Annotated in this window: 17 protein-coding genes; 5 read left to right on the top strand and 12 right to left on the bottom strand. The window is 62.5% G+C overall.

The annotated features are described in order from the left end of the window. Positions 1–8 precede the first annotated feature (8 nt). The 4 genes from J3D46_RS02480 to J3D46_RS02465 are packed head-to-tail and all read right to left on the bottom strand — an operon-like array spanning position 9 to position 2,257. Positions 9–770 (bottom strand): ABC transporter permease, encoded by a 762-nt coding sequence (locus J3D46_RS02480; protein ID WP_253464898.1) that lies wholly within the window; start codon positions 768–770, stop codon positions 9–11. Further along, on the bottom strand, positions 767–1,564 hold the full coding sequence (locus J3D46_RS02475) for an ABC transporter ATP-binding protein (protein ID WP_253464896.1): 798 nt from the start codon (positions 1,562–1,564) through the stop codon (positions 767–769). Before J3D46_RS02475 ends, J3D46_RS02480 begins: the two co-directional genes overlap by 4 nt. Then, the gene (locus J3D46_RS02470) at positions 1,561–1,926 is read right to left on the bottom strand and encodes a DUF1048 domain-containing protein (RefSeq protein ID WP_231340236.1); all 366 of its coding nucleotides are present in this window, start codon (positions 1,924–1,926) and stop codon (positions 1,561–1,563) included. The genes J3D46_RS02475 and J3D46_RS02470 overlap by 4 nt, the downstream gene beginning before the upstream one ends. A gap of 1 nt (position 1,927) precedes the next feature. Next, positions 1,928–2,257 carry a PadR family transcriptional regulator gene (locus J3D46_RS02465; protein WP_141283837.1) on the bottom strand — a complete coding sequence of 110 codons (330 nt, stop codon included), beginning with the start codon at positions 2,255–2,257 and terminating at the stop codon, positions 1,928–1,930. A 103-nt stretch (positions 2,258–2,360) separates the two neighbouring features. On the opposite strand from J3D46_RS02465, the gene J3D46_RS02460 reads away from it, so the two are divergent. From J3D46_RS02460 to J3D46_RS02445, 4 genes are all read left to right on the top strand, one after another. Further along, positions 2,361–2,867: a GNAT family N-acetyltransferase gene (locus J3D46_RS02460; protein WP_231340237.1), complete on the top strand. Its 507-nt coding sequence runs from the start codon at positions 2,361–2,363 to the stop codon at positions 2,865–2,867. 87 nt (positions 2,868–2,954) lie between these two features. Further along, positions 2,955–4,367, top strand: a complete 1,413-nt coding sequence (locus J3D46_RS02455; RefSeq protein ID WP_374110760.1) for an HNH endonuclease — start codon at positions 2,955–2,957, stop codon at positions 4,365–4,367. A gap of 27 nt (positions 4,368–4,394) precedes the next feature. Next, positions 4,395–4,835: a MarR family winged helix-turn-helix transcriptional regulator gene (locus J3D46_RS02450; RefSeq protein ID WP_231340238.1), complete on the top strand. Its 441-nt coding sequence runs from the start codon at positions 4,395–4,397 to the stop codon at positions 4,833–4,835. Between the two features lie 46 nt (positions 4,836–4,881). Continuing rightward, a complete protein-coding gene (locus tag J3D46_RS02445; protein ID WP_231340239.1) occupies positions 4,882–6,120 on the top strand; it encodes an MFS transporter in 1,239 nt (412 codons plus the stop codon). Between the two features lie 72 nt (positions 6,121–6,192). Here the strand turns inward: J3D46_RS02445 and J3D46_RS02440 are convergent, their stop codons facing one another. The 3 genes from J3D46_RS02440 to rraA all read right to left on the bottom strand — a co-directional run bounded on the left by J3D46_RS02440 (position 6,193) and on the right by rraA (position 10,274). Further along, on the bottom strand, positions 6,193–7,662 hold the full coding sequence (locus J3D46_RS02440) for a sugar porter family MFS transporter (RefSeq protein WP_253464894.1): 1,470 nt from the start codon (positions 7,660–7,662) through the stop codon (positions 6,193–6,195). Between the two features lie 353 nt (positions 7,663–8,015). Further along, entirely contained in the window at positions 8,016–9,668 is a 1,653-nt protein-coding gene (locus J3D46_RS02435) for an MDR family MFS transporter (protein WP_231340241.1), read from the bottom strand. A gap of 132 nt (positions 9,669–9,800) precedes the next feature. Then, positions 9,801–10,274, bottom strand: a complete 474-nt coding sequence (gene rraA / locus J3D46_RS02430; protein WP_253464891.1) for a ribonuclease E activity regulator RraA — start codon at positions 10,272–10,274, stop codon at positions 9,801–9,803. A 158-nt stretch (positions 10,275–10,432) separates the two neighbouring features. Between rraA and J3D46_RS02425 the strand changes: the two genes are divergently transcribed. Then, positions 10,433–11,734, top strand: coding sequence for an MFS transporter (locus tag J3D46_RS02425; RefSeq protein WP_231340243.1), 1,302 nt, complete (start codon positions 10,433–10,435; stop codon positions 11,732–11,734). 2 nt (positions 11,735–11,736) lie between these two features. On the opposite strand, the gene J3D46_RS02420 is transcribed toward J3D46_RS02425, so the two are convergent. The 5 genes from J3D46_RS02420 to J3D46_RS02400 form a co-directional block, all read right to left on the bottom strand. After that, positions 11,737–12,957, bottom strand: coding sequence for an FG-GAP-like repeat-containing protein (locus tag J3D46_RS02420; RefSeq protein ID WP_253464888.1), 1,221 nt, complete (start codon positions 12,955–12,957; stop codon positions 11,737–11,739). Between the two features lie 124 nt (positions 12,958–13,081). After that, positions 13,082–14,356 carry a VCBS repeat-containing protein gene (locus tag J3D46_RS02415; RefSeq protein WP_253464887.1) on the bottom strand — a complete coding sequence of 425 codons (1,275 nt, stop codon included), beginning with the start codon at positions 14,354–14,356 and terminating at the stop codon, positions 13,082–13,084. A 143-nt stretch (positions 14,357–14,499) separates the two neighbouring features. Next, positions 14,500–16,344 carry an FG-GAP-like repeat-containing protein gene (locus tag J3D46_RS02410; RefSeq protein WP_253464886.1) on the bottom strand — a complete coding sequence of 615 codons (1,845 nt, stop codon included), beginning with the start codon at positions 16,342–16,344 and terminating at the stop codon, positions 14,500–14,502. An 8-nt stretch (positions 16,345–16,352) separates the two neighbouring features. Next, a complete protein-coding gene (locus J3D46_RS02405; protein ID WP_231340247.1) occupies positions 16,353–17,501 on the bottom strand; it encodes a VCBS repeat-containing protein in 1,149 nt (382 codons plus the stop codon). Between the two features lie 51 nt (positions 17,502–17,552). Next, complete coding sequence (locus tag J3D46_RS02400; protein WP_231340248.1) at positions 17,553–18,680, bottom strand: VCBS repeat-containing protein; 1,128 nt, start codon at positions 18,678–18,680, stop codon at positions 17,553–17,555. Position 18,681: the final 1 nt, after the last annotated feature.

Below are 18,681 nucleotides of genomic sequence, written 5' to 3'. Positions count from 1 at the left end.
TGCGGGCACTACGCGATCTGGCGTTTGTAAGCAGCAGTTGCGAAGCCGTAGGAGACGACCAGGATCCCCAAGCACCAAGCCAGGGCAACCCAGATGTCTCCGCCCACCGGACGCTGCGCGAACAGATCCTGGATGGTGTTCACGATGGAGGTGACCGGCTGGTTCTCGGCGAACCAGCGGACCGGGCCAGGCATGGTCTCCGTCGGGACGAAGGCCGAGCTGATGAACGGCAGGAAGATCAGCGGGTAGGAGAACCCGCCGGCGCCGTCCACGGACTTCGCGGAGAGGCCGGCGATAATGGCGATCCACGTAAGCGCCAAGGTGAAGAGTGCCAGGATTCCCGCGATGGCCAGCCAATCCAGAACATTTGCCGAAGTGCGGAATCCCATGAGGAGCGCCACCAGCACGATGATCACCAGTGAGAGTCCGTTGGCCACCAAGGAGGTCAGGACGTGCGCCCAGAGAACCGAGGAACGTGCGATGGGCATGGACTGGAACCGCTCGAAGATGCCGCTCTGCATATCAGTGAACAAGCGGACCGCCGTGTAAGCGATACCGGAAGCGATCGCGATCAACATGATGCCCGGGAGCAAGTAGTTCACGTAATTCTCGGTGTCGGTCCTGATGGCTCCGCCGAATACGTAGACGAAGAGCAACATCAGGGCGATCGGGGTGATCGCAGTGGTGATGATGGTGTCAACGCTCCGGAAGATGTGCCGCATGGAGCGGCCCAGCAGCACGGACGTGTCTGCGAAGAAATGGGTGTTCATGACCTGTCCTTTACTGACTCGTTGTTATCGGTTGGGACGTTTCCGCCACTTCCCACCAGGGCCAGGAAGATGTCCTCCAGGCTCGGCTGCTTCTCGACGTATTCGATCTTGGCCGGCGGCAGCAGCTGCTTGAGCTCCGCGAGGGTGCCGTTGGCGATGATGCGGCCCTCGTGGAGGATGGCAATGCGGTCTGCGAGTTGCTCAGCCTCATCGAGGTACTGCGTGGTGAGCAGTACCGTGGTCCCTTGGTGGGCGAGGTTCTTGACGATCTGCCACACTTCCAGGCGGGCCTCGGGGTCCAGACCGGTGGTCGGCTCGTCCAGGAAGATCACTTTCGGATTGCCGATCAGGCTCATGGCGATATCCAAGCGACGCCGCATGCCGCCGGAGTACGTCGCTACCTTGCGGGCTCCGGCGTCGGTGAGGCTGAACTGCGCCAGCAACTCATCCGCGATCTGCCCGGGGCCCTTCAAGTGACGGAGCTTCGCCACCAGGATCAGGTTCTCCTTGCCGGACAGGACCTCGTCCACGGCGGCGAACTGACCCGTGAGACTGATGGACTGCCTTACCTGGAGCGGCTCCGCAGCCACGTCAAAACCCTCGACGGCGGCCGAACCGCCATCCGCTTTGAGCAGCGTGGACAGGATCTTCACCATGGTGGTCTTGCCCGCTCCGTTGGAGCCGAGAAGGGCGAAAATGCTGCCTGACGCTACCTCGAAGTCCACCCCGCGCAGGACGTGGAGATCCTTATACGACTTCTCAATGCCCTCTACCCGGATTGCCGTTGCAGTCATGATTCAGCCTCCTTTGCCTTGTCGATTGCCTTGGTGAGGCGCTCGCGTTCCTTGTCGATCCAGCGCTTGCCGCCGTATGCCTGGGCAAAGGCCTCGGCGAACTCGATGGGATCCTCGCCGACGATTTCGCTTACGGGCGTGCCATCGATTGCTGCGCGTTCCCAGAGGTCGGCAAGGTCCGTGAACATCTGCACCATGGTGTCTCCCTCGGTGACGCCGCCGTAGTACATCAAGTACCTGTTGAAGGCGGTCGCTACGGTGAGGTACGGCTCGGGCAGGGCGTCCAGCCGTGCTTTGGCCTGCTTGTACTGCTTCTTCTGCTCGAGTGATCCGGTGACCAGCTCGATCCATTTTGCTGCCATGTTATTTTCCTTCCTTGCGGAGCTCTTCAATCCGTCCGGACAGGAAGCTCCATGTGTTCCAGAATTCGTTCAGTTCCTTTTCGCCCTGTGTGTTGAGCGTGTACACCTTGCGGGGCGGCCCTTTTTCGGATGGCCGCTTTTCAACGTCCACCAGCCCCTTTTGCTCGATCCTGACCAGCAGCGCATACACGGTGCCCTCAGCGATCTCGGTGAAGCCCTGTTCCCGGAGCAGCGTGGTGATCTCGTATCCATACGCTGCCTTTCCGGTCAGGAGGGCCAGGACAATGCCCTCCAATGTGCCTTTGAGCATCTCCGTCATTTGCTTGCCCATCGGACACCTCCCTCACTACTCAGTATTACTAGCTACCACTACATAGTAGAACTAAGTACCGGTACTTAGCAATACTGAGTTCCAGCCACAATGGCATGCTGGGATGGTGACTACGGAATCTGGTACCGCACCCGCCCTGATGACTGCCGCCGTCGAACCTGGCACGTTCAGCCTGAGGCGGGCCCGCAAGGGCGACCTGCCTCGGATCCTCGCTTTGCTGGCGGACGATCAGTTGGGTGCCACCCGCGAGAGCGTCGACGACCTGGCGCCCTACGAGCGGGCTTTTGACGCGATCGACGCCGATCCGGCCCACCTTCTGGTGGTCGGCGAACTCGCCGGGGATGTTGTTGCCACGTTCCAGCTCAGCTACCTTCCGGGGTTGTCCCGCAAGGGGTCCTGGCGGGCGCAGATCGAGGCCGTCCGGGTGTCGGACGTGCTGCGCGGCCAGGGTGTTGGGGCGCTGATGATCGAGTGGGCTATCGACCAGGCGCGCGAGCGGGGCTGCTCGCTGGTGCAACTGACGACCGACAAATCCCGTGTGGCAGCGCACCGTTTCTACTCACGGCTCGGCTTCGTCGCGAGTCATGAGGGAATGAAGCTGACGCTCTGAGCCGGGCCCACGGTAGTTCGGCTTACGTTTTCCACATAGGCAGATTCCAGCCTTACGGGGCAGTTGGCCCGCTGGAAGAGTTGGGCCATGGAGAAGATTCGGGAGCGGCAAGCGATTGATTCGGACTCACATGCCCTGCTGATGGCGCCCCAGCCTGACAGCTCCGCGCCCAGTGTCTCCGCTCTCATGGGGCTGCTGAGGGCCCTTTGCCTTGGGTCGACCTGTGGTGAGTTGATTGATCAGCTGCGCGGTTTAGAGGATCTGAAGTCGGCTATCTCAAGCGTCCAGGCCCGGGCGGCCGTAGCCTTCGACCTCACGCGTCGCAGCGAGCAAGCGTCGGCTGGCATTCCCACCTCTGAGCAAGGGCAGGGTTCGGGCGCGGAGATCGCGTTGGCGCGTCGCGGATCACCAAGTCGCGGCTCGCGTCTCCTCGGGCTGGCCAAGGCGTTGGTAACGGAGATGCCGCGCACCATGGCTGCCTTGGAATCTGGACAGCTCAATGAATGGCGCGCCACCTTGCTCGTGAAAGAGACGGCCTGCCTCTCCTTGGAGGATCGGCGCGCCGTGGACGAGGAACTCGCACCTGACGCCGGCACCTTCGATGGTGTCGGCGACAAAGCCATCATCGCCGCAGCGAAAGCCGCCGCCTATCGTCGCGATCCCCGTACCGTTGCCCAGCGCGCCAGTCACGCTGCCACGGAGCGGAACGTCAGCCTGCGCCCCGCGCCGGACGCCATGACATACCTGACCGCCCTGCTTCCTGTCGCCCAAGGGGTTGCCGTGTATGCCGCACTCACCCGGAAGGCAGACTCTGTACGTTCCGCTGGTGAATCACGGAACAGGGGCCAGGTTATGGCAGACACCCTTGTCGAACGCATTACCGGCAGGCGCGGCGGAATCAGTGGTGTCGACCTTGAGGTCATCATGACGGACCGCACGCTGTTCCAAGGGGACAGTGAGCCGGCTCGTCTCAAGGGCTACGGAATCGTCCCGGCGGCATGGGCGAGAGCCTTGGTTGGCGCCGGAGGGGCTGCCTTGGACGAGCCTGGTGAAAGGAGGCCGTATGCGGCGGGCGGTAGTCCGTTGCCAACGAAGGATCCCGAGTTCACCGTGTGGCTTCGCCGCCTCTACGCAGCACCGTCCACCGGGGAGCTCATCACCATGGACTCCAAGGCGCGACTCTTCCCGCCTAGATTGAGGCGTTTCATCGAAGTCCGGGACGATACTTGCCGTACGCCCTACTGCGACGCGCCCATTAGGCATATCGACCACATCGTCCCGTGGCAATCAGGTGGTACCACCACTGTGACCAACAGTGCAGGACTCTGCGAAGCCTGCAACCACACCAAGGAAAGCCCTGGTTGGGCGGCCCAGTCGTTGCCCGAGGATGTGCACACCCTTGAAATTCGCACACCAACCGGCCACGCCTACACATCAAAAGCTCCGGCGCCACCGGGCCACAGACGCAGACCAACTTCACCGGCCAGGCTTGACTATTAGGTACCCTAACTATTAGGCTGCCTAAATATGAACACCTTTGATCCCCGGCTCCTTGACCTCGCGCAGGAGTTTCGCGAGTCACTGCGTCTCGGCGTGTACATGTTCCGACGTCTTGATCCTGAAGGTGACCTTACGGCCGCGCAGCTCAGCCTGCTGTCCATGATCTCCGACGACGGCTTTCGCGTGGGCGACATCGCCAAGAACCTGGGCATCAAAGTCCCGAGCGCTACTGAGCAAATCATCAAGCTTGAGCGAGCCGGCCTGGTTACCCGCCAGCAGGATCCCGACGATTCCCGGGCAGTCCAGGTGGTCATCACCGAAGCGGGGACGTCCGCCGTCGATTCTGCCAACCAGCGGCGCAACGCGATGGTGGCCGAACTCCTTCAGGACCTCACCAGCGACGAAATCGAGCAGCTCGCCGCGGCATTGCCCGTGATCGCCAAACTCAACAGCTCATTCCAGAACTAAGAAAATCCAGCACAACCAGAAAACCAGCACCGACAGGAGCCATTGAATGTCACGCCAGTTGGCTGACGCTTCAGCAAGCGCCGAAACAACCATCGAAACCACTCTGGAGGCTGAGAAGGCCTCCTTCCTCAAGCAGCCGAAGGCGGTGTGGGCCACCGCCCTCGCGGCCGTTTTCGCGTTCATGGGCATCGGGCTGGTGGATCCCATCCTTCCGGCGATTGCCAAGAACCTTGAGGCATCCACCAGTGAGGTGTCGCTGCTGTTCACCAGCTACTTCCTGGTGACGGCCATCGCCATGTTGATCAGCGGCTTCGTATCGTCAAGAATCGGTGGCAAGAAGACGCTGCTGATCGGCCTGGCCATCATCGTGGTGTTCGCATCGTTGTCCGGCCTTTCCGGCAGCGTTGAACAATTGGTCGGGTTCCGCGCCGGTTGGGGACTCGGCAATGCACTGTTCGTGGCCACGGCACTTGCGGTAATCGTAGGTGTGGCCAGTGGTGGAACCGGGACGGCCATCATTCTCTATGAAGCCGCCCTCGGTCTGGGTATCTCGCTCGGCCCACTGCTCGGTGCCCTGCTGGGAGGCTGGCAGTGGCGAGCACCGTTCTTCGGCACCGCTGTCCTGATGGCGGCAGCGTTCATCGCCCTGCTGGCACTGCTGCCAAAGACACCCGCTCCCGCCAGGAAATCCCGCCTCAGGGATCCGCTCCTGGCACTCGGGCACAAGGGACTCCGGACCACCGCAGCCAGTGCCCTCTTCTACAACTACGGATTCTTCACCATCCTCGCCTTCACCCCGTTCATCCTGGGCATGGACGCCTACGGGATCGGGGGAGTCTTCTTCGGCTGGGGCGTTGCTGTTGCCGTGTTCTCGGTCTTCGTCGCTCCCGTCCTGCAGAAGCGCTTCGGTGCAGTGAAGGTCCTGACCGGCACCCTGGCCGTCCTCATGCTCGACATGATTGGGCTGGGACTGGCCGCTGGGCACTCGGTGACCGCCGTCGTCGTCCTTGTCATCGTGGCCGGTGCCCTGCTGGGGATCAACAACACGGTCTACACCGAACTGGCCATGGGCGTGTCTGATTCTCCGCGTCCCGTCGCTTCGGCCGGCTACAACTTTGTGCGCTGGATGGGCGGTGCGTTGGCACCATTCGCTGCAGCCCAGCTTGGCGAGCACTTCGGACCGCAGGTGCCGTTCTTCGCTGGCGCAGTGGCTATGGTGATTGCGATCCTCATTGCTTTTGGAGGCCGCAGCTACCTGAGGTCGCACGAGCCGCACCTGGTGTAAGGGGTGCGCCTTAAGCAAACGAGCCCCGCGGAGATCCGCGGGGCTCGTTGTGTACTACCTGGGGTTGCGCAATTACTTGGGTTCGTCTGAGGCGACTGGCAGCGGCGCCACGGGTGCGCCCTTGGGGACGAACAGTGTTTCGGCCTGCTCGAGGGACATGCCATTCGTCTCAGGAACCTTGAACATCACAAAGAAGAACGACGCCGCGGCGAACGCTGCGTACATGGCGTACGTAAGCGGCAGCGAGCCTGCCGCCATGACGGGGAAGCTGAGAGTGATCGCAAAATTGGCGATCCACTGTGCTGCGGCGGCCAGTCCAAGGGCGCGGGCGCGGATGCGGGACGGGAAGATCTCGCCCAGAAGCACCCACACGAGGGGACCCCATGAGGCGCCGAAGCTGATGACGAACACGTTCGCGGCAACCAAGGCCACAGGACCCCATGCGCCGGGCAGCGAAATTTCCGAGCCGGTGCCGGTCGCTGAGGAGAAGGCCAAGGCCATGACGCCAAGCGATACGGCCATTCCGATGGAGCCGGTCAGGAGGATGGGTCGGCGGCCGATGCGGTCAACGAGTGCGATGGCTACGAGGGTCACCAGGATGTTGGTGACCGACGTGGCGACGGAGATCGTCAGGGAGTCCTTCTCCTGGAATCCGACGGCCTTCCACAACGTGGTGGAGTAGTAGAAGATCACGTTAATGCCGACGAATTGCTGCAGCACGGACAGGATGATGCCGATCCACACCACGGGGAGGAGACCGAACCTGTTGCCGCGCAGCGAGCCCTTTTTGGTGGAGAGCTTCTCCTGCTGAATGGATTCGCGGATCTCACGGATGTGCCGTTCAATGTCGTCGCCCGGGATCAGCTTGTTGAAGATGGTGCGGGCTTGGTCTTCCTTGCCATTGAGTACCAGGAAGTGCGGCGACTCGGGCAGGCGGAAAGCGATCCACCCGTACACAGCTGCAGGAACAGCGCAGGCGATGAACATCCAGCGCCACGCCTCGATGCCCAGCCACAGGGTGCCATCCGCGCCGCCGGCCGAATTGGCCAGCACTGCGTCGGAAAGCAGCGCTGCAAAGATACCAGTGGTGATGGCCAATTGCTGGAGCGATGCCAGACGTCCGCGCACGTGCCGCGGGGAGATTTCGGAGATATAGGCCGGAGCGATTACCGAGGCAAGCCCGATTCCGAGGCCGCCTACGAGGCGCCAGAAGATGAGGTCCCAAACACTGAACGCGAGGCCCGTTCCAACAGCGCTCACCAGGAAGAGAAGCGCGCCGATCTTCATGGCGGGAATGCGCCCATAGCGGTCGGCCACCTTGCCGGCCAGGTAGGCGCCTGCGGCACAACCCAGCAAAGCGACGGCGACGGCGAACCCGGTCAAGGCCTCGCTCATGACGAATTCGTCGGCCATCGCGTCCACGGCGCCGTTGACCACGGAAGAATCGAAGCCGAAGAGGAAGCCGCCCACCGCGCCGGCAACGGCCAGGCCGATCACCTTCCGGGAGACTTGGGGCGCGCCTTCGGTGCTGGAACTGGACATGGGACTCCCTTGGGGGATTGTGGTGTGGGATCGGAGTGCAGGGACGTCGTCGGCTGTTCCGACGGGGACGCCGGTGCACTCGCGCTACACAGTGTGGCACGTCATATCGGCCGAGTTCCAGTCAAGTGACCGACGTGACATGTATTCACGTTGTTAACGCATCGAAGTCTGTTCGGCCGCTGTGAGTTGGCTGAGCGGGCCCTCCGCGGGGCCAAGTGCGTGAAAAGAGGGAACTTTGGCGCAACTAGTTGAACGCACTATCGAGAGTGGACTGGCCGGGCTCACACAATAAAGGCAGGCAGTCCGTGGACTGCCTGCCTTTATTGTTCATGGTGCTTGGAGCGAGTCGCTGCCTAGTGTGCGGACACCGATTCCTTGGCGGCAGCCTTCGGGTCCGTGAGCTTCTTATTCGGCAATGCGAAGCTGATCAGGAACGCAATGATCATGAGCCCGGCTGCGGTCAGCATGACGATGTCGATCGCCTGGGCAAAGCCCTCGGTGATCGGCCTGGTCAGCGTGCTGTTGGCTGTGTGGAGCCAACTGGTGTCGTTAAGGGACTCGTTATTGGCGCCGTTCTTGAAGAAGTCGAACAGCTTGGCGTTCGCGGGGTCCGAGGCTACTGCGGGATCCCGCATGACGGCCTGGTAGTCCGGGTTGGCCGCAGCTGTCTTCATGCCGTCGGCGATCTTATCGGCAGCAGTGCTGAACAGCATGGAGATGAACACTGCCGTGCCCACGGCACCACCCATGGAACGGAAGAACGCCGCTGTGGAGGTACCAACGCCCATGTCCTTGGGAGGAACCGAAACCTGCATGGCAAGGGTAAGGGGCTGCATGCAGAAGCCCAAACCAACGCCGAAGAACACGGCAATCAGGCCGGGAACCCACAGACCGGTGTCGACGCCAAGCACAAGGCCCATGACGGTAGCCGCAGCTGCCAAGGTAGCCGTGCCCATGATCGGGAAGATTCTGTAGACGCCCGACGACGAAATGGTGCGGCCGGCAGAGATGGAACCGAACAGGATGCCCACGGTAAACGTGATCATCATGAGGCCGGCCTCGGTAGGAGTCAGCCCCTTCACTAGCTGCAGGTACATGGGCAGCATGGCGATGGCGCCGAACATGCCGATGCCGATGATGAAGTTCAGCAGCGATGACAGCCCGAACGTCATGTTCTTGAAGAGGCGCAGAGGGATCAGGGCGTAGTCTCCAGCGCGCTTCTCAGCGAGCAGGAATGCGACGATGCCGATGATGCCGAGGCCATAGCAGAGCCACGATCCGGCGGAGGCCCAACCCCACGTACGGCCCTGTTCTGCGACCAGCAGCAGCGGAACAATGGCCAGTGTGATGGCGGCGGCGCCCCAGTAGTCGATCTTCTGCTTCACGTGCCGCGCTGGCAGGTGCAAGTACATGAAGACCACGACGAGTGCCGCGAGTCCGATAGGCAGGTTGATGAAGAAGACCCAGCGCCAGCCGTCGAAGCCGAGAATGTTGGCTGAACCAGCGAAGGCGCCGCCAATGACCGGCCCCAAGACAGATGAGATGCCGAATACGGACATGAAGTAGCCCTGGTACTTAGCCCTGTCCTTCAAAGCGACGATGTCGCCGATGATGGTGAGGGCCAACGCCAACAAGCCGCCTGCGCCGAGGCCCTGGATGCCGCGGGCGATGGCCAGTTCGGTCATGGAGTGCACCGATCCCGCGTACAAAGAGCCTGCCAGGAAGATTACGATGGCCACGAGGTACAGCGGGCGTCGTCCGAAGATATCGCTGAGCTTGCCGTACAGGGGTGTGCTGACCGTTGAGGTAATGAGGTACGCGGTGGTGGCCCAGGCTTGGAGCGAGAGGCCATCGAGGTCGTTGGCGATGGTGTAGATGGACGTCGACACGATGGTCTGGTCCAGCGAGGACAGGAACATGCCGAGCATGAGTCCCACCATGACGGTGAGGGTCTGACGATGGGTCAGGACCTCACCGGCGGCCCGAACGGGCGTGGTTTTGGACATATCTTCTCCAGAGGTGGCAGAAAAGTGGATTAAGCAGGATAGTTGCTTTCAGTAACTATCTTACGGCCCAGTTGATTCCCGAAGGGAGAATATTTCTTCCACTTTCCGTCTAAGTCGTCCACGAGGGAAGGGTCAGCGCTCCACCAGGATGCCGTCCGGGTCGCAGTAGATCATCACTCCGGGTTGGATGCGGACGCGATCGATCACCAGCTGAACGTCCACTTCACCTACGCCCGTCTTGGCGCTCTTCTTGGGGTTGCTACCCAGGGCTTTGACGCCCAGCGGCAGCCGGCCAATGGCCTCGCGGTCCCGGATAGCTCCGTTGATCACCACACCCGACCAGCCGTTGGCCACCGCGCTTTCGGCAATCATGTCTCCCATGAGAGCAGTCCGAAGCGACGCCTGCCCGTCAATGACCAGAACAGCCCCTTCGCCGGGAGTGCCGAGGACGGCTTTCACCAGTGCATTGTCTTCAAAGCACCGGATAGTGCGGACCGGCCCGCTGAAGTGGGTGCGCCCACCCAGGTTTTGAAACTGGACGGCTATGGATTCCAGTTCCTCGCCACGTTCGTCGTAAAGATCGGCGGTATTTACTTGCTCGCTCATAGTGCTTCCCCTCAGTCGCTTTGAGGCCACACTAACGCTCGTGCATGGGCTATAGCAGCGCTTGTTTCGGCCTATGTGGATAAAGAACGCGACGGCGGTCCAGTGTCTCTACGCCGCGCTAGGCTGAATCCAAACATTGAAACGAGGGGGAACCTGCCATGAGCCTGTCCGACCTGCCGGGTCCGGTGCCGGATCCTGCCGTAACGCGGGGAACCGCTACGGCCCTTGCCGAACCGGTAGAACGCGTTCGGCCGCTATGGGTCACCGGAGTGGTACTGGTCAACCTGGGCATCAACGCGGCCTTCTTTGGTCCACTCCAAGTGCTCTTGGGACAGCAGGCAGCTCACTTCGACGAAGGGCAGAAGGAAGCGATCCTGGCTTTGGTGACCGGCTGTGGTGCAGCCGTTTCCATGGTCGCTAATCCCTTGTTCGGCGCCTTCAGTGATCGTACGACCTCCAGGTTCGGCCGCCGTGTTCCCTGGGTGCTGATGGGTGCCATCCTGGGCGCTGTTGCGTTGGTTGCCTTGGCAGGTGCTCCCAACGTTGCCGTGATGACCGTCCTGTGGTGCCTCGTGCAGGCCGGAGCCAACGCCATGTACTCCGCCATCACTGCCGCTGTTCCGGACCGCGTACCCGTGCCGCAACGCGGAACTGTGGGCGGGCTGGCTGCCATGGGGCAGACGGTGGGTATTCTGGTCGGCGCGGTGATCGCCGCCGTCGTTGCCGGTAACTTCGCCATGGGTTACTGGGTCTGTGCCGCAGCGCTGCTGGCTGGCGTCGTGCTCTATCTTTTCAAGAGCGACGATCAGCCCCTGCCGCTTGGCGAGCGTCCCGCATTCAACCTGGCGAAATTCCTCCAGGGATTCTGGATTTCGCCCAAACGCTATCCGGACTTTGCCTGGGCCTGGCTGACGCGGCTGCTGGTAAGCACGGGCAACCACATGGTCACGCTGTATTTGCTCTTCTTCCTCAGCGACGCCGTGCACCTGAAGGAAACTGAGGGCATAGAGCCAGAGTTCGGTGTCCTGATCCTCACTGGCCTGTATGCCGTCACGGTGATCATCACCAGTGTGCTCGGTGGGCGGCTGAGCGACAGGATGGGAAAGCGGAAGCCTCTGGTCATAGCGTCATCCGTCATCATCGCAGTGGCGTCGTTGATCCTCGCGTTTGCCCCCACATGGATCGGGGGACTTGCCGGTGCGCTGGTACTGGGCATCGGATTCGGCGCCTACCTTGCCGTTGACTTCGCACTCATCACCCAGGTCCTGCCCACCGCAATGGACCGCGGGCGGGACCTGGGCGTCATCAACATCGCCAACTCGCTGCCCCAGGTAGTGGCCCCACTGATCGCCTTCCCGTTTGTCACGTACTGGGGTGGCTACGTGTCGCTCTACGTAGCCGCCGCAGTCATCGGGCTCCTGGGTGCCGTGTTCGTGGTGAAGATCAAGAGCGTTGACTAGGCCTAGAACACGGCTGTGAAGCCACCCCAGCCCCAGCCGACAGTCGATTGGCCCGTCCAGAAGCTACCGGGCAGTCCGCTGGCCCAGTAATCCGCGCCATTGCCGTAGTACATGGTCAGTTGGCCGCTGCGGTCAATGCCGAAAACGTCGATCTTGTCGTCGCCGTTGAAATCGCCTGCGGAGCCGATCGTGCTGAGGGCACCCCAACCCCAGCCAACGGTTTCTGCGAAGTTGATGAACCATCCATCGCGACGGGTCTGGAATATTTGGAGTCCGCCGTACGCGTTTCGTCCGGCGACTTCCAACTTGCTCGTTCCACCGAAATGCCCGACTCCCACGATCACGTCGTAGAGCCCCCATGACCACCCCGCGGTGTATGGCTGCAGCCATCCGCCGCTGCCGTTCCCGGGGTACAGCAAGACGTTGTTTGACTTGTCCTTGACCAATACGTCGTTAGTGGCGTCGCCATTGAAGTCGCCGACTCCCACTATTGCGTTGAATTCCTGCCAGCCCTGGCCGACTTGGATTGCTCGCTTCCATCCGCCGCTGCCGTTTCCCTGATAGAGGAACAGCCGTCCTTGGGAATCGCGTGCCATGACATCCACTGTGCCGTCCCCATCGAAATCACCAGGAGAGAAGATGTGGTTGAAGACGTTCCACCCGGTTCCGATGATCTGGGCCGGCTGCCAGTGCCCCCGGCCGTCCGTCGGGTAGAGCAATAACCTCCCGGCCGCGTCGCGGGCGAAGATGTCCATGGTGTTGTCGCTGTTGAATCCCCGCGCACGAGGCTTTGCAGCAATGCGGAGTGTCTCCGTGGCTTGGAGCGTAACCGTAGAGTCGGGATCATACGTTACGGTCGCGAAGGCTGTGACCGCTCGCCCATAGTCCGCCGCCGTGGCCCGGTACGTCTGGTTCGTCGCGCCGGGAATTACCTGGCCGTCCCGTGTCCAGTAAAAGGAGAAGGAGGGGGCTCCGCCTTCGGGCGATACCGACGGGTTGGCCCACGAGACGTCTGCTTTCAACACTCCGCCGACCGTCGGATCTCCTATGAGCCTCGGTGGTGCCATGGAGACCAAGCGCGCAGGCACCCCAATCGCCGGCACAGCCGCTTGTGCAGGCAGCGCCGAGGTGGCAAGCAAACCGGCCACCACAGACGCGGCAAGGACTGAAAACAAGCGCCGTCGCTTCCGCGCAACGGCAGGCATAGGAGTACTGGTCTCCAAGGGGTTTCCTCCAGGAAAGAAGCTGCCTGATTCGGGCAGCGGTAGATAAATTGGAAAAATACTCTAAGGGACCCTGACCGATTCCATCGGCGGGGCATCCTCGTGGATGAGCTATCGAAAGCTCCTAGAAGACGGCATTGAAGCCGCCCCAACCCCAACCGACTACGCCCGAGGTCTTCCAACCGCCGGAGCCGTTGCCGTAATACATGCGCATCTGTCCGGAGGTGTCGACGCCCCAGACATCGTTTGCGCCGTCGCCGTTGAAGTCTCCTGCACCACCCAGTTTGGTGATGGCGTTCCATCCCTGGCCGATCACGCTGCTTGTGGTCCATCCACCGCGTCCGTTGCCACCGTAGAATCGCAGGTTCCCGGCAGTGTCACGGGCCAGGATGTCGGGCTTGTGGTCGCCGTCGAAGTCGCCCGGGGAGAAGATGGACGTCATGCCGTTCCAGCCCCACCCGACAGTGCTTGCTGCGAGGAAGCCGCCCTGTCCATTGCCTGGATACAGAACGAGCTCGCCGGAAGGCCTGCGCGCCAGGAGGTCGTTGTTGCCATCTCCGCTGAAATCGTCAGCTGCGATAATTGTTGTGAAGATTCCCCAACCCCAGCCGATCTGCTGTCGCGGATACCAGCCGCCATGCCAGTCGCCAGGGTAAAGGAACAGAGCACCGGAAGCGTCGCGTGCGATCACGTCATTTTCGCCGTCGTTGTTGAAGTCGCCGGCTGCGAGCATCACATTGAAGATGTTCCATCCGGAGCCGACTTCGTAGGCTCCCTTCCATGTGCCGTTCCCTCCAGTGGTGTACATGCCCAGACGGCCCAAGGGGTCGCGGACCATCAAGTTCATGGTGTAGGGATCCCAGTACTCACGGTAGAACCCGGTGGTGTGGGGACGATCCAGCGGGGTGGAGTAGGTGAAGTCCATGGCGTCGAGCCTCACTGCATCGACTCCGGGGATAGCCAGGTTGCCCTGGTTCTCGATGAGTGATCCGTCGCGCCAATAGACCACTACGTTGCCCGCGGTGGTGTGGATTTCTACGTACTGGGCAAGATAGGCACCTGATGGGGTCTGCTGTTCAGCGAACACGTCAAATGAATACGTCGAGTCAGAGGCGTTGTAGGAGCCCTGCGTCAGCTGCCTGTGAACGGTGTTGGTAGCTGCGTGTCGGAACGCCACGTACACGTCGGCGATGGGACTTGTTGCCTGGAAGGTGATCCTCGATGTTGCCTGTCCTCCGGCCTCGAACGAGTTCGGCGTCGTCGACACGGCGACCGGAACCGGCGCGAAGAAGTCGTCGGCATGGGCAGCCGGCGCGAAACCAAGACCAGAAATCACGACGATGCCGCTCGCAAATGCGGCCAGCCAGGTGCGTGCACGGCGCAGACGAGTGCTCCCCATTGTTCCCCCAATTCAAGCCGGTCCCAGGGGGCCGGCGGGTGTCAGTGAATTGAGAGTACATTGGCAGAACCGATGGCTGGGAATTCGCTGGCAAAGATTCACGAAAAAGACAAGTCAAAACCCAAAACGCAACCGAAATCGGCTTAGAACACAGCGGTGAACCCGCCCCAGCCCCAGCCAACAACACCGGCGCCTTTCCAACCGCCGCTGCCGTTGCCGTAATACATGTTCAGTTGGCCGGCGGAGTCGATGGCCCAGACGTCGTTTAAGCCGTCGCCGTTGAAATCGCCCGCACCGCCGATTCGGCCCATGACGTTCCAGCCGGTGCCGATGGCCTTGGCTGTCGTCCACCCACCCTTGCCGTTGCCGCCGTAGAGCCGGAGGTTCCCGGCACCATCGCGGCCCATGACATCGGGGTTGCCGTCGCCGTCGAAATCACCGGGGGAGAAGACTTGGTTGAGGGCTTCCCAGCCCTGGCCAACGGCGCCGGGGGAGCGGAATCCGCCGACCCCGTTGCCGGGATACAGCACGAGGGCGCCTGAGGGCGTCCGGGCAAGGAGGTCGTTGTTGCCGTCCCCTGAGAAGTCACCCGCCGCAAAGACGGAGTCAAAGACGTCCCAGCCCCAGCCGACTTCCTTGCGCGGCAGCCAACCGCCGGTCCCATTGCCGGGGTAGAGGAACAGGGTGCCGGCATCGTCGCGCGCCAGGACGTCGTTGAAGCCGTCGCCGTTGAAGTCGCCGGCGTTGAAAACGAGATCGAAACCACCCCAGCCGAACCCGATGGTCTTCACCGCTTGCCAACGCCCGGCGCCGTCTGTGGGGTACAGGAGGAGGTTCGCCGCAGCGTTCCGGGCGAACAGATCCAAGGAGGTACCGGCGTCGAACCCTGATGTGTGGGCCTTGTTCCGCACTACAGTGCGGCTGTAGACCGTAAACGGCCTCGTGGCCGTGGCGGGATTGCCAGCCTGGACAACCGCGCGGAAGCCGACGACGGCGCCACGGTCGGCTGCGGTCAGGGTGTAGGTTTTGGCGGTGGCCCCGTTGATTGGGGTTCCGTTCCGCACCCATTCGTACTTGACGCTGACGGCGCCGCCGGCTGTGCCCGTGGCGACGCTGCCCTCGTTGAACGCGCCGGTGAGCTTCTCGCCAACTGTCAGTCTGCCTTGCAGCGTAGGGGCGGTGGCAGTGATGGGCGATGTGGGTGTGAGTGGCAGCGAGGATGCTGACACAGCCCGGTATCCAGCCTTCGTGGCCGTGACCCGGACTGACAGGGTCTGGTCCAGGTCGGCTTCGGCTACCCGGTAGTTGTTGAGGGTCGCGCCGGTGATTGGCTGGCCGTTGCGGAGCCACTGGTAGGCGAAGCCGGTGGGTGGGGAGGTCCAGGTGCCGTTGTCGGTGGTCAGCACTTGGTCATAGCGCGCCACGCCGGAGACGACGGGGGGCTTGGTGTTGGGGTTGTCTATCAGCGGGAAGTTGGGGTTGTTGACGGAGAAGTCGACGCCGTCCAGGGCGCCGGGCCGCTGGGTCGGGGCTTCGAGGCCTTGGCTGAGGAAGAGGATGTTGCCGTCGCGGCCATAGCGGACGGAGCCTTTGCCGGCTGGAAGCGCGATGTTGACGCTGAGGAGCTTGTAGCGCCCTGTCCGCTTAAATGCGCTGCCGTTAACGGGAATCTTGGCCTGGGCGCTGTACGGTCCAGGCGCTTGGCTGGTGGGCCCGTACAGGGTTGCCTGCTCCAACGTGTCTTCGTTGACGTAGGTGAATCCTACTTCCTGGGCGGGGCCGCTCAGGGTGAACGACAAGGAGATGGTGTTGCCCGGTACCACTGTGGCCGGCGATGTCCGCGTCACTACGGTGGGCAGCGGTACGTCCGGTCCTGCGGCCACGGCGCGCGGGGTAGGAACTGCGATCGCCAGCGCGGCGCACAAAAGAGCGGCCAGGAGGATGCGAATTCCTGTCCCCGCGTCACGCATGGAAGAAAGAGTTGTCATGGTTCCCCCTAGAACACTGCGTTGAACCCGCCCCAGCCCCAACCGATGGCACCGGCGCCGTTCCAGCCGCCGTCGCCATCGCCATAGTAAGCAAGCAGTTGGCCGGAGCCGTCCACAGCGTAAACATCTGCATTGCCGTTGCCGTCGATGTCGCCAGCCGCGCCAATGGTGGTCATGCCGCCCCAGCCCTGGCCGACGACGGTCATTCCGTTCCAGCCGCCTGCACCGTTGCCTCGGTACAAGCGCAATGCACCGGCCGCGTCGCGGGCAAGGATGTCAACGTTGTTATCGCCGTTGAAGTCACCGGGCGTGATCATCTTGTTGACCACGTTCCAGCCGCTGCCGACAACCGACCGGCCAAGCCAGCCGCCGTCGCCGTTGCCCGGGTACAGATACAGGAGCCCGGCGGAATCGCGGGCAAGGATGTCATTGTGTCCGTCACCGTTGAAGTCACCGGGGGAGACCACGGAATTGAACGCGTTCCAACCACTGCCTACCTGGCGTCCGGCGTAGAACCCGCCGTCGCCTTTGCCTGCGTAGAGGAAGAGATTTCCGGCGGAATCCTTGGCCAGGATGTCGTTGGTGCCATCGGAGTCGAAGTCGCCGGGCGAAACCACCGTGCCGAAGCCGTTCCAGCCTGGGCCGACCGTTCTGGCTGACTCCCAGGCGTTGTTCAGACGTGGGTAAAGCATGAGCGTGCCGTCAGTGCGGCGCGCGAGCATTTCGTAACTGCCGCGACTGGTGAAGCCGTTTGCCCTGTTGGAGGCAGAGATGGGGGCGGTTTCTTCGCTGGAGACTTCCAGCGGCTCGCACCCGTTCTGGCTGGCTGCGACGTGGGCGGCGATGGTCTTGCCGCGGTCCTCTTCGCCCAGCGTGTAGCGCCACCAGTCCCAGTGGTCCTCGGCGAGGACGCCGTCACGGGTCCAGTAAATCCGGTAGTCCGGGCCGGCAGCGGCGCCGCAGCCACGGTAGGAAGCAGGATCGATCTCAAGCGTGAGCGTTGAGCCGACAAACGGCGCGCCATGAATCACGGGATTCGAAGGGTCCATGGTTGCCATGGCCGGTGCGGGCGCGAAAGCCACCGCGGCAACAACTGCCGCTGCAATGCCAGCCACCACTCGGCGCACACCTGACGTAGGGCGCGTTGGTGCGTTCATGATGTCCTCCCCAGACTTTATGCGGCTAATTCTACCGCGACTGGGTTTTCTCTAGAAGATCGCTGTGAAACCTCCCCAACCATTCCCGGCGACCTCAGACCCGCGCCAACCGGTGCGGCCGTTGCCGTAATAAATCACCAGGCGGCCCTGCTGATCGACGCCATAAACGTCGTTGAAGCCGTCATTGTCGAAGTCGCCGGCCGCGCCCGCAGCCTTCAACGCGTTCCAACCGACCCCAATGAGCCAGGACCTGGTCCAGCCGCCGGCCCCATTGCCACCGTAGTAGTACAGGTACCCGCTGCGGTCGCGCGCCAGCACGTCCACATTGCCGTCACCGTTGAAGTCTCCCGGCGTCAGCAGCGCGTCCATCACCTGCCAGCCCTGCCCGACGGCGGTTCTCGCCAACCAGCCTCCGGAACCGTTGCCCGGGTACAGGTAGAGGGCCCCGCCCGGTTCGCGGGCGAGGATGTCGTTGTGGCCGTCGCCGTTGAAGTCTCCGGGGCTGACGATCGTGTCGAAGACGTTCCACCCCTTGCCGATGGTCTGTGCCGGTTTCCAACCGCCCGTTCCATCCCCTGCGTAGAGATACAGGGTTCCGGCGGCGTCCCTCGCGATCACATCGCCCTTGCCGTCGCCGTTGAAGTCCCCGGGTGACAGGGTCAGATTGAAGATGTTCCAGCCCCAGCCCACGGTCCGGGCCGCTTCCCAGGCGGTGCCTTTGCGACCGAAGAGCTGCAACGCGCCGTCGTTGCCGCGCGTCAGGAGTTCGAAGCTTCGGCCGGTGAAACCCGCAGCCCGGTTGGCGGCGCCCACGGGCTTGGTCTCGTCGCTGTGCAGCGACTCGCCACCACAGGCCGTCTTGCTGGCTGTGACATGGACGGCCATGCGGGCTCCGGTGTCATCCGCCTGCAGGGCATACGTCCGCGCGGTCTCGCCGGCGACCAGGAATCCGTCACGGGTCCAGTAGATGGTGAAATCCGGGCCCTTGCCGCCCCCGCAGCCATAGAACGTGTAGGGGCCGATCTCAGTTGTGAGCTTCTGGCCGACGAAGGCTTCACCGCTGAGGATGGGGTCCGGTCCGCTGCTGGTAGCGGCCGACGCCGGCAGGGGACAAAGTGCCATGGCCGCCACAGCGGCAGTCAGCAGCGTTGCTGCCATCCGGCGTCGAAATCTCCCCATT

Origin of the sequence: Paenarthrobacter sp. A20 (assembly GCF_024168825.1) — a bacterium.
GTDB lineage: Bacteria > Actinomycetota > Actinomycetes > Actinomycetales > Micrococcaceae > Arthrobacter.
Note: the sequence above shows the minus strand (reverse complement) of the source record. Positions and strands in the feature narration are given on the sequence as shown.